10 protein-coding genes and 1 pseudogene are annotated in these 16,933 nt (G+C 67.2%); 6 read left to right on the top strand and 5 right to left on the bottom strand.

Translation table 11 applies throughout. The features are described from left to right. Positions 1-13: 13 nt before the first annotated feature. Entirely contained in the window at positions 14-1,015 is a 1,002-nt protein-coding gene (locus HYU53_14500) for a proline racemase family protein (GenBank protein ID MBI2222403.1), read from the top strand. Positions 1,016-1,078: 63 nt separating this feature from the next. On the opposite strand, the gene HYU53_14495 is transcribed toward HYU53_14500, so the two are convergent. Further along, positions 1,079-1,729: a hypothetical protein gene (locus HYU53_14495; protein ID MBI2222402.1), complete on the bottom strand. Its 651-nt coding sequence runs from the start codon at positions 1,727-1,729 to the stop codon at positions 1,079-1,081. Between the two features lie 34 nt (positions 1,730-1,763). Here HYU53_14495 and HYU53_14490 point away from each other — a divergent pair. After that, positions 1,764-3,973, top strand: a pseudogene (locus HYU53_14490) (MoaD/ThiS family protein). 93 nt (positions 3,974-4,066) lie between these two features. Here the strand turns inward: HYU53_14490 and HYU53_14485 are convergent. Continuing rightward, positions 4,067-5,068 carry a VWA domain-containing protein gene (locus HYU53_14485; protein ID MBI2222401.1) on the bottom strand — a complete coding sequence of 334 codons (1,002 nt, stop codon included), beginning with the start codon at positions 5,066-5,068 and terminating at the stop codon, positions 4,067-4,069. A gap of 87 nt (positions 5,069-5,155) precedes the next feature. Between HYU53_14485 and HYU53_14480 the strand changes: the two genes are divergently transcribed. Beyond that, the gene (locus HYU53_14480) at positions 5,156-7,795 is read left to right on the top strand and encodes a peptidase M14 (protein ID MBI2222400.1); all 2,640 of its coding nucleotides are present in this window, start codon (positions 5,156-5,158) and stop codon (positions 7,793-7,795) included. Positions 7,796-7,857: 62 nt separating this feature from the next. On the opposite strand, the gene HYU53_14475 is transcribed toward HYU53_14480, so the two are convergent. Further along, complete coding sequence (locus tag HYU53_14475) at positions 7,858-9,039, bottom strand: membrane dipeptidase (GenBank protein MBI2222399.1); 1,182 nt, start codon at positions 9,037-9,039, stop codon at positions 7,858-7,860. 175 nt (positions 9,040-9,214) lie between these two features. Between HYU53_14475 and HYU53_14470 the strand changes: the two genes are divergently transcribed. After that, positions 9,215-9,988 (top strand): FTR1 family protein, encoded by a 774-nt coding sequence (locus HYU53_14470; protein ID MBI2222398.1) that lies wholly within the window; start codon positions 9,215-9,217, stop codon positions 9,986-9,988. A 48-nt stretch (positions 9,989-10,036) separates the two neighbouring features. Then, complete coding sequence (locus HYU53_14465) at positions 10,037-10,447, top strand: OsmC family protein (protein MBI2222397.1); 411 nt, start codon at positions 10,037-10,039, stop codon at positions 10,445-10,447. A gap of 93 nt (positions 10,448-10,540) precedes the next feature. On the opposite strand, the gene HYU53_14460 is transcribed toward HYU53_14465, so the two are convergent. Beyond that, positions 10,541-13,651 carry a hypothetical protein gene (locus HYU53_14460; protein MBI2222396.1) on the bottom strand — a complete coding sequence of 1,037 codons (3,111 nt, stop codon included), beginning with the start codon at positions 13,649-13,651 and terminating at the stop codon, positions 10,541-10,543. A gap of 91 nt (positions 13,652-13,742) precedes the next feature. Here HYU53_14460 and HYU53_14455 point away from each other — a divergent pair, with 91 nt between their 5' ends. Next, positions 13,743-14,057: a hypothetical protein gene (locus tag HYU53_14455; GenBank protein ID MBI2222395.1), complete on the top strand. Its 315-nt coding sequence runs from the start codon at positions 13,743-13,745 to the stop codon at positions 14,055-14,057. Positions 14,058-14,135: 78 nt separating this feature from the next. On the opposite strand, the gene HYU53_14450 is transcribed toward HYU53_14455, so the two are convergent. Continuing rightward, positions 14,136-16,925: a hypothetical protein gene (locus HYU53_14450; protein ID MBI2222394.1), complete on the bottom strand. Its 2,790-nt coding sequence runs from the start codon at positions 16,923-16,925 to the stop codon at positions 14,136-14,138. Between the last annotated feature and the right edge of the window lie 8 nt (positions 16,926-16,933).

The following is a 16,933-nucleotide window of genomic DNA, read 5'->3' as shown; positions in this document are numbered from 1 at the left end:
GATATTACCCGAAATGGCCGAGACGCGAATTCGAACGATTGACGCACACGCCGGGGGAGAGCCGCTGCGCCTGATTGTCGACGGCTTCCCCGAGGTGCACGGCAAGACCATGCTCGAGAAGCGGGCGCACGTGCTCGCGGAGCACGACGCCCTGCGCCGCGCGCTGATGCTCGAACCGCGCGGGCACGCCGACATGTACGGCGCGCTGCTGACCGAGCCGGTCAGCCCCGGCGCCGACGCGGGCGTGCTGTTCATGCACAACGAAGGCTACAGCACGATGTGCGGGCACGGGGTCATCGCCGTCGTGACGATCGCGCTCGAGCGGGGGCTGCTCACGCTTCGCGACAGGCAGGCAGAGATCGTGCTGGACTCGCCGGCGGGGCCCGTCCGCGCGCGGTTCTCGCGGCGGCCGGACGGCCGCGTCGAGCACGTGCGCTTCGTCAACGTGCCGTCGTTCGTGCTCCACGCCGGGGTGCCGGTGCGGCTGCGAGACCGCCGGTTTCGCGCCGACGTGGCGTTCGGCGGCGCCTTCTACGCGATCGTGGACAGCGAGGCCGCGGGTGTTGCGCTGCAGCCGCGCGCGCTTCCGGACGTCCGCCGCGCCGGCATGGCCATCAAGGAGCAGATCGAAGGGGCCTTCCGCGTCGAACACCCGCTCGAGCCCGGGCTCGCCGGGATCTACGGAACGATCTTCACCGGACCGCCGGAGACGCCCGGCGCAGACTTGAAGAACGTCACGGTCTTCGCCGACGCCGAGATCGATCGCTCGCCGTGCGGCACCGGCACGTGTGCCGTGATGGCGGTGCTCGACGCGATGGGGCTGCTGCAGCCCGATGCGCCGTTCACGCACGAATCCATCGTCGGCACCACGTTCCGCGGACGCGTGGTGGGACGCGAGACGGTGGCCGACCTGCCCGCGATCATCCCCGAGATACAGGGATCGGCATGGATCACGGGGGAGCACACGTTCGTCATTCAGAGCGATGATGCGCTGAAGGAGGGGTTTCGTCTGTGAAAAAAGGGGTCGGGAGCCTTTTTCCCGCCTTTGGACAGGAAGAAGGCTCCCGGCCCCTTTTTTCTACTTCGCTGGCAGCCCCTTCAAGTTCGCCTTCGCGGCGAGCTGGTGCAGCACCTTCGTGTCCTCGAGGTTGTCCCCCTCGACCGTGAGGATGAACCGCTTGCCGACGACGGCGCTGACTTCGCCGGATTTCGACTCGGTGTTCCACTTCTCCCAGCCCGGGTAGCCGGCGACCTTGGCGGAGCGCTCGTAGCCCTCTTCCGTTTCCTTCTCGTACCCCGCCGCGAGGTACATGGACAGCGGCGCGATCAGGAGCTGGTTGAATCCCGAGTCCACGAGCTTCGCGGTAATCCGCGCGTCATCCTTCGTGTAACTCACTTCCGCCTCGGAGAACGGCACCGGGCTGGACATCCTCTCGCCGGTCGGCTTGCCCTTCTCCCAACCCTCGAACTCGGGAAACGCCAGCTGGAGCTCCTTGAAACTGACGGGCTCCACGGGTTTGTTCTCTCCCGAACCGGAGCCTGCCAGGGCGCCCAGCGCCTTGCCCATCTCCTGGAGGCTCTTGGCGGTATCTCCCGCCTCGGCGCTCTTCGCGGCTTCCTCCAGCTGTGTCGCGGCGGCTTCGGCCGCCTTCTGCTGTTCTGACTTTCCACACGCAGCGGCTGTGACGGCCGCCACGGTGAGGCTGAGTATCGCAACACGTGAACGCATGCATCCTCCGAAGTCGGAAGATTGTACACTTAGCCTGATGATTCGGGATCGCGTCGCGCGGCTCGCGAGCGAACTTCCACGGGCGCCGCAATTTCCCAGCCAGGGGGCGACGCTGTTCGTGGATCTCGAACGACGCGAGGTGCAGCGCGGCTACACGCCGCTTCGCGTCATCCGCACCCTGCTCGGCGGGCGGGGCGCGAACATGTTCTACCTGTATCGGCTGCTCGACGAGCGGCGGCATCCCCTCCATCCAGACGTCCCGCTCATCTTCGGGTCGGGAGTGCTGACCGGCATCGTGCCGAGCGCTGCGCGGGGCAACGCGACCTCGTGGTCCCCCGAATCGGGCGTGCTGATGGACTGCAATGCCGGGGACTACTTCCCATCGTTCCTGCGGATGTGCGGCGTCGATCATCTGGTGCTGTACGGGCGCAGCGCGATCTGGACGATGCTGCGGGTTCATGCCGAGGGCGTCGAGTTCCTGGATGCCACGACGTACGTGGGTCTCGACAACATCGACCTGCGCGACCGGATCGCGGACGATTTCCACGGCACCTGGGCCCGCGACATCGCGATGGTGAACATCACGCGCGCCGGAGAGCGCCAGGTGCTCACGAGCGCGATCATGGCGGGCCCGAAGGCGTGTTACGCGCGCGGTGGTCCCGGCGCGAAGATGGGCGCGCTGCGCCTCAAGGCCGTGCTCGTGCAGGGGCAGACGCGCGACTTCGAGACCAGCCAGCCGTACAAGCCGTACAACCGCGACATCGCCCAGCGCCTGCTCGCCACCTCCGTCGTCCAGCACGCGCTGAAGACACGGGGCACCCCGTTTCTGTATCGCCCGAGCCGCCTGCTCGGCGCGATGGGCACGAAGAACAACCAGGAAACGACGTGGACCGACCGGCTCGACGCGGAGAATATCGATCCGTACCGGCCCGGCATGGCGGGGTGCTTCCGCTGCCCGGTGAACTGCCGCCCGCTCAACGACCTCAAGACCGACGCGGCGGACAAATACGGCCGCGGCGATGGGCCGGAGTACGTGACGCTCGGGAAGTTCGGGCCGAACCTGGGGATCGACCGCGTCGAAACGGTCATCCGGTTGAACAACATCTGCAACGATCTGGGACTCGACACGGCGTCCACCGGCTCGGCCATCGCGTGGGCGATGGAGCTGTTCCAGCGCCGGATCATCACGACGAAGGAGACCGGCGGGCTCGATCTCGAGTGGGGACGCGCGGACTCGATCGAACGATTGCTGTTCATGGTCGCCGCGCGCGAAGGCTTCGGCGACGTCGTGGCGGAGGGCACGCGCGCCGTGGAGAAAGGCTGGTATCCCGCCGAGGCGTTGCGCTACCGGATGGCCGTGAAGGGCCTGATGCAGAGCGATCCGCACGACTCGCGCATCCTGAAGGCGTTCGCGCTCGGCCTCGCGGTCTCGACACGCGGCATGGACCACCTGCGCAACCGGGTGACGCTGGAGATCAACGCGCGCATCAACGACGACCCCGCGTTCAAGGCGCGGCTCTACGGCGGCCAGGTCAGCGCGGCCCCGAACAGCTACGACGGCAAGGAGCGCGCGGTCCGTGCGTGCGAGAACATCTTCGCGGTCGGGGACGCGGTCGGAATGTGCCGTTTCACGACACAGCTGTTCAACAGCCCATCGCTTCCGGGTCTCGACGAGTTCGCGGGGCAGATCGCCAACGTGACCGGCCTTGATTTCGGGGTGCCGGAACTCGACCGCGTGGGGCAGAACATCATGGGGGTCGAGCGGCTCGTGAATCACCGCTTCGGCGTTGGCCGCAAGGACGACACGCTGCCCGACCGCTGGTTCGATGAGCCCATCCAGGTTGGCGCGTACAAGGGAGAGAAGATCGACCGCGAGGAATTCCAGCGGATGCTGTCGCGGTTTTACGAGATCTCAGGGCTCGATCAGGACGGCCTGCCAGAGGCGGAGTGGCGGCGGGAGCTCACCGGCATCCTCGAGGGAGGGCACTGATGGTGACCGTCCGCCTGCCCGCGATGCTGCGCCAGGGGGGTGCCGACGTCTTGGCGGTGGACGAGCCGGTCGCCAGCCTTGCCGCTCTCATCGACGTGCTCGCGGGACGCGTACCGGGGTTTTCAGAGAAATTCGACGACGCGCTGCTCAGCTTTGCCGTCAATGATGAGCTGGTCCTGCATGACCTGCTGCAGCAGCCGTTGAGGGATGGAGATCGCGTCGAGATCGTCCCGACTATTTCCGGTGGTCACTGAGGCCAGCGAGTTTAAGTGGGACAGTCACACTTTCCGCGCAGCGGTCCGGAAAGTGTGACTGTCCCACTTAAACTCCGCGTCCCCTTCCCTCGTCTAATCCTCTGTAGGGGGAAACACACCATGTGGGAACTGGATTTCTCGAGCACCGCCGAAGCCGTCGTGGGAATTCTGCTCGTCGCCGCGATGGTCGCGGTCATCCTGATCTAGCCTGAGCGACCGCGTCCCGGAGCCTTCCGGGGCCGCCAGGTACGACTTCCGCGACCGCGCAGTCAGGCCGGGCCTCTTCACGCGCACTTCGAGCTTGTGCACTCTGCCGTCCAGCCGCTCGGGAACGAACCCGAGGACGTACTGGCTGTGCAGCTCGGTGGCGATCTCCGTAAAGGTGGACGTCAGCGGATCCTGCTGCTTCAACTCGTAGTAGCCGCCGCCGGTTTCGTCCGCCAGCTTCTTCAACACACGGTCCGGGCGCGATCGCACCGGACCGACGACCGTCCGCATCCCGATTCCGTAGACCATCACGTTTTCGTTTCTCGCGCGATCGACCACGGCGTCGCGGCCCGTGCGGCTGGCGGTGTCTTCGCCGTCGGTGAACACGAGGACCACCTTCCGCCGGTCCGCCTGGCGCAGCTGCAGCATCGCCTCGCTCAGGGCATCGTACAGCCGGGTCGGATAGCCGAAGTCCAGCTCCTTCAGCTCCGCGACGAGGGAATCGCGATCGTCGGTGAGGCCGCTCACGTAGATCTTGTCGCTGAACGCGCCGACGGCCCCCTGGTCGTCCGGGTGAAGGCGGATGAGAAACTGCTCGGCGCCCGCCTTCACGCGGTCCAGCACCAGCGTCATGCTGCCGCTCGTGTCCAGCATGACGGCGACCGCGATGGGGATGTGCTCGTTCTCGAACAGGTCGATCGCGCGCGGCCGGTCATCTTCGAACAGCTCGAAGTCGTCCTTCGCCAGGTCAGCGACGAGTCGCTTTCCCGCGTCGGTCACCGTGACGTACAGCGGGACCATCCGCGTGCCGCTCTTGAACTGCGCGTGGAGCGGGTAGAGAAGGGCGAGGGCGGTCAGCAGCAGAAGGGTCGACCCAAGTTTTCGCATGTGTTTTCGTCGCCAGTCGTGGTGGCAGGCACGTCACCCGTCAAAAATCGTAACATACGGCGGATATTTCCCTGTTTGGAGACACGAATGATCCGCAGACTCGTCCTTTTCCTCATGGTGTGCCTGCTCCGGGTGCCGCTGGCGGTTGCGGCGCAACCACAGGAGCTGTGGCCGGGCGCGACCTACGATCCGAAGATCCCCACGTTGAAATCCGTGCTCGGGTGGAACACGGGCGACGAGATCACGCCGCCCGACGGCATCATCACGTACGTGAAGGCGCTGGCGGCCGCCGCGCCGGATCGGACGCGGCTCATCCAGTACGGCGAGACGTGGGAGAGACGGCCGCTCTACCTCCTCATCGTGGGATCGGCCGAGCGCATCGCGCGCCTCGACGAGATCAAGGCGGGCTTGAGGCGCCTGGCCGATCCGCGCAACATCGCTCCGGAAGCCGCCGAGCGCCTCGTGCGCGAGCTGCCCGTGGTGACGTGGCTGATGCACGCGGTCCACGGCAACGAGATCTCCTCGTCTGACGCGGCGCTCGCGGAGGCCTATCATCTCCTCGCCGCGCGAGGAGACGCGAGCGTGGACCAGATCCTCCGCGACTCCATCGTCATCATCGATCCGCTGGAGAACCCTGACGGCCGCGCGCGGTTCGTCTCGACGAACAGGCAGGGACGCGCGGCGTCGCCGGACCCCGAGCCGTTCTCGGCCGAGCACGACGAGCCGTGGCCGGGCGGGCGATCCAACCATTACCTGTTTGACATGAACCGCGACTGGTTCTCGCAGTCGCAGCGCGAGACGCAGGCGCGCACGCGAGTCTACCTGGAGTGGTACCCGCACGTGCTCGTGGATCTCCACGAGATGAGCGGCAACGCCACTTACTACTTCGCTCCGCCTGCCGTGCCGATCAACCCGTTCATCACGAAGGACCAGATGAAGTGGCTCGAGGCGTTCGGCCGCACGAACGCGGCGCGGTTCGACGAGCGCGGGTTCGCGTATTTCATCCGCGAAACGTACGACTCGTTTTACCCCGGGTATGGCGAGTCGTGGCCGATCTTCCAGGGCGCAATCGGGATGACGTACGAACAGGCATCGGCGCGCGGTCTGCTGTTCCGCCGCGAGGACGGCACGATCCTCACTTACCAGCAGGGGGTGGCCCATCACTTCACGTCGGCCATCCAGACCGCGGCGACCGCCGCGAAGAACCGCGAGCCGATCCTCCGCGACTTCGTCGAGTACCGGCGCAGCGCCGTGGCACAGGGAGAACAAGGGACCCGCGAGTACCTGCTCGTCGCAGGCTCCGATCCGTCGCGCACCCGGCGGCTCGCGTGGCTGCTTTCACAGCAGGGCATCGAGGTGCGCCGCGCGGAGGAGCCCGTGAGGCTCGCGGCGAGGACGCTGCCGGCGGGCACGTACCTGGTTTCGGCGGCCCAGCCTGCCGGGCGCCTGGTCCGCAATCTGCTGGAGCCGCACATCGCGCAGGATGAATCGTTCGTCAAGGAGCAGGATCGCCGCCGCCGCGAGCGGATCGGCGACCAGATCTACGACGTGACCGCGTGGAGCCTGCCGCTGGCCTTCGACGTGGAGTGCGTCACGTCCGACCGGCCGCTGGCGGTGAAGGCGGCACCGGTGATGTGGGATGCCGAGGCGGCCCCGCCGCTGCCTGCGGCGAAGGTCGCGTACCTGGTCCCGTGGGGCAGCGCCGCCGCGGCCGCCGTCGCCGAGCTGCTCCAGGCCGGTGTGCGGGTGGCGTTCGCCGACGCCCCGTTGGTGATGAACGGGCGGCGGTTTGGCGCGGGAACGGCGATCGTCAGGGTGGCGGCGAACGCGGGCGTCGAGGATCTGCGCGGCCGACTCGCGGCGGTCGGCGCGAGGCACAGCGGGCTCGAAATCGTGTCCACCGAGAGCGGTTGGGTGGAAGAGGGCATTTCGCTCGGCAGCAGCGATGTGGCCCACCTCGTGGCGCCGAAAGTGGCGATGGTGTGGGACGCGCCCACGGTGAGCCTCTCCGCCGGGTGGATGCGCTACGTCATCGAGCGGCGATTCGGGCAGCCGGTGACGGCGATCCGCGCGGGCACGCTTCCCAACGTCGACCTGCGGCGCTTTGACGTGCTCGCACTGCCCTCAGGCACGTACACGTTCAGCGATGACGTGGTGAGGCGGCTGAAAGAGTGGGTGCGGGTGGGCGGCACGCTCATCACGGTTGGCGAGGCGTCGCGCTGGGCGGCGCGCGAGAGGGTCGCGCTCCTCGAGACGCGCACGCTGCTTCGCGACGGCTCGCCGGAGGTCGATCCGGCCGACGACAAGAAGCCGGCGGCCAGGCCGGACGAAAAGGCGGACTACGAGAAATCCATTCAGCCGGAACGCGAGCGGCCGGACAACACGCCCGGCGCGATGGTGCGTGTGAGGCTGGACGGCGAGCACTGGTTGTCGGCGGGCTTCGATGAGGAGATCACGGCGCTCGTCGAGAGCAACCGCGTGTTCGCGCCGATCAGGCTGGACAAGGGGCGCAACGTCGGTGTGTACGCGAAGAAGGAGCGCCTGGTCGCCGGCGGGCTCGCGTGGGAGAGCGCGCAGGCGCTGCTCGCGGAGAAGGCGTTCCTCATTCACCAGCCGCTCGGGCGTGGACACGTGGTGGCGTTCGCGGAAGACCCGAACTACCGGGCGTTCACGGAGGCGAGCGAGCTGCTGTTCATGAATGCGATTCTGCTCGGGCCGGCGCATTGAGCGATTAAGGGGGACAGTCACACTTTCCGGAGCAGCGGCCCGGGAAAGTGTGACTGTCCCCCTTATTTCGCTGACGGCCCGCGCTGCTTCTGCAGGCGCGCTGAGACGCGCTCGGCCTCGCGCATCACGCGCAGGATGTTGAGCCCGATGATCTTCTTCACGTCCGCCTCGCTGTAGCCGCGCCGCAGCAGCTCCGCGGTGAGCGCCGGATACGTGGAGACGTCCTCGAGCCCCACCGGCGTCGACGTGATGCCGTCGAAATCGCTGCCGATCCCGATGTGATCGATGCCCGCCACCTTGCGGATGTGATCGATATGATCCGCCACCGCCGCCAGCGTCGCCTTCGGCTCCGGGTTCGCCTTGCGCCACTCGTCGAGCGCCGCCGCGACCGCCTGCTCGTCGCCCGCAAACTGCTTCCGGAGGCGATCGCGTTCCGCCGTGCCGCGCTTCATGTGCGCCGCCGCCTCGCTCGACGTGAAGCTCGGCACGAAGGTGACCATGATCACGCCGCCGTTTCTCGGCAGCATCCGAAGGATATGGTCCGGCACGTTCCGCTCCACGTCGCAGAGCGCGCGGGCGTTGGAGTGCGAGAAGATGACCGGCGCTTCGGCCACCCGCAGCGCATCCTCCATCGTGTCAGGCGAGGTGTGGCTCAGATCGACGAGCATGCCGAGCCAGTTCATCTCGCGCACCACTTCTTCCCCGAACGCCGTCAGGCCCTGCGCGGCGGGCTTGTCGGTCCCCGAGTCGGCCCACGGCGTGTTCAGACCGTGCGTGAGCGTCATGTACCGGGCGCCGAGGCGGTAGAACATGCGGAGGGCGGCGAGCGAGTTGTCGATCGAGTGCCCCCCCTCCATGCCGATGATCGAGGCAATCTTGCCCGCCTTGAAAATCCGGTCGACGTCGGCCGCGGTCAACGCCAGCTCGAACGTCTGGGGCCAGCGGCGCACCATGCGATGCACCACGTCGATCTGCTCCATCGTCGCCGTCACCGCCTTCTGTCCGGCGAAGTCGGATGGGGTGTAGACCGACCAGAACTGCGCTCCGACGCCGCCGGCGCGCAGCCGCGCGATGTCGGTCATCAGCACGGGCTGGGACGTGGAGATGTCGAGCTTGGCGAGGTCGCCACGTGCGCGTTGGCGTACTTCCCACGGGTAATCGTTATGCCCATCGACGAGCGGCGACTGCTTGTGGATCGCCAGGGCGCGCTGGAGGAAATCCTGGGCCTGCGGCGGCTGGGCCATGACCGTGGCCAGCACGCACGCAAAGCCCACCGCGAACAGGAAAAAGAACGGACGCATAGTGGGCCGATTCTATCAGCCCGAAAGCCGACTTGATTTGTCGGATATCCGGTTATAGACTCTAAATTGAGATTCATTCTCACTTTAAGGGACAGGACCTCAGGGACGGGGGACCGGCATGCTACAGGCGTTCGTCATCACGCTTCGAGAGGGGCTCGAGGCGTTTCTCATCGTAGCCATCAGTCTGGCGTACTTGCGAAAAACGGGGCGGCACGCGCTTCTGCCCGCCGTGCATTGGGGGATTGCCGCCGCCGTGGCGGCCAGCATCGGCCTCGGCGTGCTGCTCCAGCGCGCGCTGAACCAGGCGCTCTGGGAGGGGGTGCTGGCGCTCATCGCCGCGGTGCTGGTCGCCACCCTCATCGTGCACATGTGGCGCATCGGCCGGCGGATGAAGGCGCAAATCGAGGGACGGCTCGAGCAGTCCGCCCTCCGGGCCGGCCGGGCGGCGTTTTTCGGCGTGTTCACCTTCACCGTGCTGATGATCGCGCGCGAAGGGATGGAGACCGCGCTGCTCATGAACGCGCTCCTGTTCCAGGTGAAGTCGCCGGAGCTGATCGGCGGCGCCATCGGCGGCACCGCGCTCGCGGCGTTCGTCGCGTGGCTCTGGTCCCGCTACGGCCATCGCGTCAACCTGTCGCTCTTCTTCCAGGTGACGGCCGTCTTCCTCGCCGTGTTCGTCGTCCAGTTGCTGATTTACGGGTTTCACGAGCTGACCGAGGCGCACCTCTGGCCCGGAAGCGACTACTGGCACGCGCTCACCGAGCCGTACAGCTTCGATGGCGTGTACGGCCAGTACTTCTCGTACGCCCTGGTGCTGTTCCCGATGGCGTGGCTTGCCATTTCGGCGTTCGTCGGGCCGAAGCAGCGGCGGGCGCTTCCCACCGGCGCGTAGGACGCTCTGCTACCATCGGAGGGTCTTCTTCATGAGAGAGGCTCTCCGATGGCCGAGCGTCCGAGTATTTCCACCGAGCTGACCTGGCAGGACCATCTGTTCTTCTCGGGCCGCACCGGCGGCTTCGACTTCTGGCTCGATGGCGACACGCGCCGGGCGCCCTCGCCGATGCAGGCGCTCGCGGCCGGCCTGGCCGGCTGCATGGCCATCGATCTCGTCGACATGCTCACCAAGGGGCGCCACGACTTTCGCGGGCTGCGCGCGACGTTCACCGGCCTGCGCGCGCCGGAGCCGCCGAAGCGCTTCCAGGAAATCACGCTGCACTACGTCATCACGGGGAACGTTCCCTCGCACGCCGTCGAGCGCGCGATCGCGCTCTCGCGCGAGAAGTACTGCTCGGTGTGGCACTCGATGCGGGAGGATATCGAGCTGCGCGTGACGTACGAGGTGGGCACCTAACCACGTGCGACGTGCGACGTGCGACGTGCCACGTGCCCGCACGTCGCACCTGGCACGTCGCACGTCGCACGTGGCGTCACGTGGCGCGTGGCGTTATCGCTCCACCTGCCCCTTGAGCGCGCTCAGCTCCTTCATCACGTCGTCGAACCGCTGATACGCGTCACGCCCGACCTTCTGATCCGCCTGGCCGGCCATGCGCGCGATGTTGGACAGCTGGTCGATCAGCATTGGCTGCGGGTACGGCCCCGGAGCGCTCACCAGCCGGCCCCACGCGGCCTGGAGCGGGTGGTCGTACTTGATCGTTGCCGGCGTCTCGCCCGGCGCGGGCGCGGGCGCGGGCTTCACACCTGCACCCTGCATCGCCCGCTCGAGACGCCCCTGCAACGCGCGCGCGTCCGCGATCGCATCGCGGACCTTCAGGAGGAAATTCTGCTGCTCGACCAGATCCGCCTGCGTCACGCCGTCGGCGAGCACGCGCGGGTCGACCTTCACTTCGAACGTCTTGGTCAGCGTCGCGCCCGCGGCGGAAAGCCTGGCCGTGAAACGCCCCGGCGCGACGAGCGGGCCGGTGCCGTCCCACCGGTAGTCCCACCAGACGCGGTTGTGCCCCGGCTTGGCGGCGAGCACCGCGCGCACGCCGCCGCCGCGCCGGCCCGTCATCTCCTGGGCGCCACCCGCCGCCCCCTCGCCGGCGCGCGCGGAACGAATGGTCCGTACGACATTGCCGCCCGCGTCCACGATTTCAAGTGAGAGCGGCCCGCTGGCGCCCGCGGGCAGCACATAATCGATGGCTGCCGCGGGGGGTGGATAGTGCGGCTCGCCGGGTCCGCTGCCCCCCGCAACGTAGCGATAGCGGATCGCGTTCCGCGGCTGCACCAGAAGCGGCGCGTCGGCCGCCGCCACGCCCCCGCCGGATCCGCCGTTCGAAGCGGTCGGCGCAGACCCGGCGCGCGCGGCCGCGAGCTGTTGCAGCGGGCTGATGTCATCCATGATCCAGAACGACCGCCCCATGGTGGAAATGACGAGATCCTTCCGGTGCACGCGAATGTCGGTCACGGGAGTGGCCGGCAGGTTCTGCTGCAGCGTCTGCCAGTGCCGGCCGTTGTCGAACGACACGAACGCGCCGAACTCGGTACCGGCGTACAGCAGCCCCTCGCGGTCCGGATCTTCGCGCACCACGCGGGTGGGGAAATCGCCGGGAATGCCGTTGTTTCCGTCGGTGAGCTTCGTCCACGTGCGGCCGTAGTCGTTCGTCAGGTAGATGTACGGCTTCAAGTCGTGCTCGCGGAGGAACCGGTACACCGCGATGTACGCGGAGCCCTTGCGGTGCGGCGAGTCCTCGATGTTCTGCACGCGTCCTCCGGGCGGCAGGTCCTTCGGCGTGACGTTCGTCCACGTCCTGCCGCTGTCACGCGACACGTGCACGGGACCGTCGTTCGCGCCGGCCCACAGGACGCCCGGCTCGAGTCGCGCATCGGTGAACGCATAGATGCTGCTGTAGACCTCTTCGCCGGTGACGTCGCGCGTGATCGGGTTGCCCGGCACGATCTGCTTGTCCGGCTCGCGTGCCGTCAGATCGGGGCTGATCGTCTCCCACGTCACGCCCTCGTCTGCCGAGCGATGCACGACGTGCGACGCCTGGTACACCACCCTCGGGTCGTGCCGCGAGACCCAGACGACGGTCTGCCGCGGGAACCGGTACTTGATCTCATCGGGATCGTGGCCGTAGCGGTTCTGCGGGTACACCCAGTAGTGTGTTTCCTGCCCGGTCTCGACGTTGTACCGGCCGACTTCACCCTTGCAGGCGCCCCAGATCACCTTGCCGTCGGGGCGCGGCATGATCTGCCCGGTCTCGCAGCCCGACGCCTGGAACCAGGACATCGCCTGGTGATCGAACCGGCCAGAGATCTCGGGCACGCTCGACACGACGATCGTCGAGTTGTCCTGCTGCGGGGCGTACAACCGGTACGGATGCTGCTCGTCCACCGTCACCATGTACAGCTCCGCGGTGGGCTGGTTGAGAATGGTCGACCAGGTGCGGCCGCCGTCCAGGGTCACGTTGGCGCCGCCGTCGTTGCACTGCACGGCGACCCGGGGGTGGTCGGGGTTGAACCAGATGCCGTGGTTGTCGCCGTGCGGCACGCTCACCTGCGTGAACGTCTTCCCGCCGTCGGTGGATTTGTGCAGGCCCAGCTCGTTGACCCAGACCTCGTTTTCGTTGGTCGGGTGGACATCGACGTAGTGGAAATAGAACGGCCGCGCCCGCAGCCTCTGGCTGCTGTTCACCAGCCGCCAGCTCGCACCGGCATCGTCGGAGCGATAGAGCCCGCCTTCGGGACCCGGCGCTTCGACCATCGCGTACACGACCTTCGGGTTGCTGCGCGCGACGTCAATATCAATCTTGCCAATCAGCGTCTGCGGCAGCCCGCTCGTCAGGTGCGTCCAGGTTTCGCCGCCGTCGGTGGACTTGTAGATGCCCCCTTCGCTCGCGGGGCCGCCGCTGATGATGTCCCACCCTTTGCGGAACCCGCGGTACATCGCGGCGTAAATCTCGTCGGGGTTCGCGGGATTGATCGCCAGCGACCGGCCGCCCGTCTCGCCGTTGACGAACAGGACCTTCTTCCACGTGCGGCCGGCATCCGTCGTCTTGAAGATCCCGCGCTCGTCGTTCGGACCGAACGGAGAGCCGAGCGCCGCGAGCCAGACCACGTCCGGCTTGGCCGGGTGCACCTTGATGGCGCCGATCTGACCGGACTCTTTCAGGCCCATGAACTGCCACGTCTTTCCCGCATCGGCGGACTTGTAGACGCCGCGGCCGATGATGACGTTGCTGCGGATGGCCGCGCTGCCGGTGCCCACCCAGACCAGGTCGGGATTGGATTCAGAGACGTCAATGGAGCCGATGGACCCGGTGGCCATCTGGCCGTCGCCGACCGGCGACCACACGTTGCCGCAGCTTTCCGTCTTCCACACGCCGCCGCCGGTCGCGCCCATGTAGAACGTGCAGGGCTGCGATCGAACGCCGGCAATCGCCGTCACGCGCCCGCCGCGGTGGGGGCCCGGACTGCGCCAGCGAAGATCCTGGTACAGCGACGGATCGACGACGAGGTTGGCGTCTGGCAGGGTTCGAGCGCCGGCCGGCGCGGCCAGGACGGGAAGCACAATGAGAGCGGACTGCAGCGCGCGGGAACTCCAGGTGCTCATCAACCACCTCTCTGATGCGGGGGAGTATAGCGCCGAGCGGCGACCGGCGTGAGGCGTCGGGGTTCAGGGCGGCCGCCGGCGGGTGCAGGCCATGCGAGTCTTTCGCGGCAAGCGGCACATCAAAGCCACCGCGATTCTCGTGGCCCCCCTCCTCGCGCTGCTCGCGGCGAGAGCGCCAGACGACCTGCATGCCCGCGCGACCGCGGCGCTGTCGCAGATCGACGGCACGATCGAGCTGGCCGGCCTGCGCGAGCCGGTTGAGGTGATCCGCGACACGTGGGGCGTCCCGGATATCTGGGTTTGCCGGAGGCGCTTCGTGCGCGAAGGTGTCGCGGTCGATGGCCTTCGGCCCGAGCGGCTCGGAGAGGCGCCCTTCCGCGGCGCACCGCCACATGTCCCACGCTAGAAGCTGTGGCGCGAGCCTTCCAGGCTCGCGCGGCGGACCTGAAAGGTCCGCCCCACATTCCGTTGACTGCTCTCCACCTCAGCGTGCTCCTGCCATCGTCTCGGTCTTCTTCACGTCCGGCGCCGCGCCCAGGTCGTTGTAGTGCATCAGCGCGTTGAAGAGCATGTTGAACTCGCCCCAGTTCTGCCAGCGATAGACCGGGTAGGTCGCAAAGAGCAGCACGCGGCCCGACCCGACGGGCATATCGACGACCGCGGGGCGCATGCGAATCTCGTTCGGGCTTCGCATCAAGCCACTGAGCACGCCCGCCTCACCGCCGGTGAACCGCATCAGCGTTGCCCGGTCGCGCTCGCGCTCCGATACCTGGAGCAGCGGCCCATTCACGTACTTCACCGGGATCTTCGTCTTCGTGTACCCGTAGAAGATCGGGTGCGCCGGTTTGAGGATCTCCGCCTCGACGATCGGGCGCGGCGCGTAGAACTGGCCCGAGGTTCTCGACGCCTCTACATCGCGGACGACGCCGAAGTCCGGCGGGAAGTAGCTCGCGGCCCCGAGCGTGACGAGCAGGCCCCCTTCATCCAGGAACTTCTGGAATTCGAGCACCCCCTCGAGTCCCATGCCGCCGCGGACATCTTCGGACTCGCCGTACATGCCGAGGAACTTGAATCGGTCGGTCTTCGTGTACGCGAGCGGCTTGCCTCGCATGGGCACGTCGTACACAAGCGACTTCGCGCTGGAGCCCTGGCTCGGGATCACGATGACGTCATACGAGCCACGCAGTCCACCCTTCTTCACGCGTTCCTTGTAGATGAGGTCGTACGGCACTTCGAACCGGTCGAACCCGTGCCGCAGCCAGCCGGGATCCTGCGTGCTGCCCCACGTGCTGTACACGGCGATGCGCGGCATGTCCACGTCGTGCATCGGCACGTCGGGCGCGGCGCTTACCGCGGCGGCGACCAGCCCCAGGTCCTCGATCGTCTTCCGCGCGCCGTCCGCATTCGCGCCGGCGTCGATGACGAGCGACCCCGCGGGGAACTCCCGACCGCCCGCGGCGAAGGCCTTCTGGGCCGCCCGCACCTTGGCGTCCTTCAGCCGATAGCGCAGCGTGATCAGATTGTTGGAGCCGTTGTGTGCGACCGCGATGACCGGGCCGGCTCCCGCGATCGTGCCCGCCGGCGTGTACTCCCTGACCGGCTCGACTGCCGCGTCGAGCACCGCCTTGTCCGCGATCTCCTTCACGTCCACCTGCGCCATCAGCCCCATCGTCCAACCGCTGTCGTCGTAGGTCTGCAGCGCAGGATCGGGATAGTTCTGCTTCTCGAGCAGGATCTTCGCGAGCCGCCAGTACGGTTGCCCTCCCTTGACGATGAACGAGCCGGCGGGGAAGGTCCCGTCCTTGAGCGTCAACTCGGCGGTCGTGCGGCCGACTTCAATGCCCTGGAGCCGCAGGATGCCGGCCACGAACGCGACGCGGGTCTGGTCCGGTTGGCCGCCGGGAATCACGAACGCGTGCGGCGCGTCCTTCCTGCCCGCGTTCACCGAGTTCACGCCCTTCAAGTAGAAGTTCTCGAGGACGACGTGTGGAAAGGCGGACGCGAGCTGCAGGCCGCTCAGGACGCCGGTCTGCCCGTAGTTGATGTTGTTGCGCATCGACCACACGACTTCCCGGTACGGCGGCAGCGGCCGATACCACTCCCGGGTCACCTGCGATCCGCGTCCTCCCGCAGGTGCGCCGCCAGGCGTCTCGCGCACGAGCGTGCGCTTCATCGTCGTGGCGCCGCCGTTGCCGAACACCTCGTACATCCGCATCATCGCGTTGTGGTTGTACGACATCGATCCGAGATATCCGGGAGACCAGGCGTCCATGAAGCCGTGCGTCCACACGCCCGGCATCCCGTACTTCGTCATCTGCGCCATCTCGAAATTCGCAAACCACGGCATTTCGGCGAAGAGGATCGGATCGAGCCCCGGGTTCTGCGGCGCCTGGCCGCTGTAGGTGTAGAGGAACGGGATTGACTCGTGCAGCTCGTGGAGAATCGGCGCCTTCCACTGCATGTACCAGTCGAGCAGCGCGCGCATCGTGACCTGCGAGTAGTTGATGTCGCGGTTGTTGTCGTGCAGGACGTACTTGCCCCAGTACGGCGGGCCCGCCACGCGGTCGTTCTCGTCCTCGAGGTCGACGAGATGGCGGTAATACCAGTCCACGTACCGGTCGCGGCCGTCCGGATCGGCGACCGGCGTCAGCGTCACGATCACGTTGTTGCGGATCTGCCTGATGAGCGGCGATTCTTCCGCCGCGAGGCGGTACGCCAGCTCCATCAGCATTTCCGAATTCCCCGTCTCGCCGCTGTGCAGCCCGGCCATCAGGTGATACACGGGCTTCGCCTTCGCGACGATCTCCCGCGCCTGCGCGTCCGAAAGCGTGCGCGGGTCGGCAAGCTGGTTCAAGTACTGGCGATACTGCTCCAGCCCCTTGAGGTTCTCCTCGGACGACAGGTAGACGACGACGTAGTCACGTCCCTCGTCTGTCTTCCCGATCGACTGCACGCGGACGCGCGGCGACTTCGCCGCGAGCGCGCGGTAGTAGCCCACGATGTCCGCGTAGTAGGTGAGCTTCTTGGGCGCGCCGATGTAGTACCCGAGGACGTCCTTGGGGGTCGGCACCGTGGCCGACTTGGGCAGGTGATCGACCAGCGGGCTGATGAATTCAGGCTTCGTCGTCCATTCCTTGACGAGGCGCGCGAACTCCGCGTCCTGGGGCTGTGCGGGGTCGCGAGGCTGCAGCACGCTCTGCTGCGCGGCGATCCCGGAGCCCAAAACGGTCAAAAGGCCGACGACGAGCAGCAGCGTAAGAGAGCGCCGAACCATATATAACT

Source organism: Acidobacteriota bacterium, from assembly GCA_016184105.1.
Classification (GTDB): domain Bacteria; phylum Acidobacteriota; class Vicinamibacteria; order Vicinamibacterales; family 2-12-FULL-66-21; genus JACPDI01.
The sequence above is the reverse complement of the archived record's forward strand: the minus strand, read 5'-3'. Positions and strand labels throughout refer to the sequence as shown.

Bases quoted from the DNA above. Each gene is read 5' to 3' on its own strand.
- HYU53_14500 (MBI2222403.1), top strand. From the start codon at position 14: ATGGCCGAGACGCGAATTCGAACGATTGACGCACACGCCGGGGGAGAG.
- HYU53_14495 (MBI2222402.1), bottom strand. From the start codon at position 1,729: ATGCGTTCACGTGTTGCGATACTCAGCCTCACCGTGGCGGCCGTCACA.
- HYU53_14485 (MBI2222401.1), bottom strand. From the start codon at position 5,068: ATGCGAAAACTTGGGTCGACCCTTCTGCTGCTGACCGCCCTCGCCCTT.
- HYU53_14480 (MBI2222400.1), top strand. From the start codon at position 5,156: ATGATCCGCAGACTCGTCCTTTTCCTCATGGTGTGCCTGCTCCGGGTG.
- HYU53_14475 (MBI2222399.1), bottom strand. From the start codon at position 9,039: ATGGCCCAGCCGCCGCAGGCCCAGGATTTCCTCCAGCGCGCCCTGGCG.
- HYU53_14470 (MBI2222398.1), top strand. From the start codon at position 9,215: ATGCTACAGGCGTTCGTCATCACGCTTCGAGAGGGGCTCGAGGCGTTT.
- HYU53_14465 (MBI2222397.1), top strand. From the start codon at position 10,037: ATGGCCGAGCGTCCGAGTATTTCCACCGAGCTGACCTGGCAGGACCAT.
- HYU53_14460 (MBI2222396.1), bottom strand. From the start codon at position 13,651: ATGAGCACCTGGAGTTCCCGCGCGCTGCAGTCCGCTCTCATTGTGCTT.
- HYU53_14455 (MBI2222395.1), top strand. From the start codon at position 13,743: ATGCGAGTCTTTCGCGGCAAGCGGCACATCAAAGCCACCGCGATTCTC.
- HYU53_14450 (MBI2222394.1), bottom strand. From the start codon at position 16,925: ATGGTTCGGCGCTCTCTTACGCTGCTGCTCGTCGTCGGCCTTTTGACC.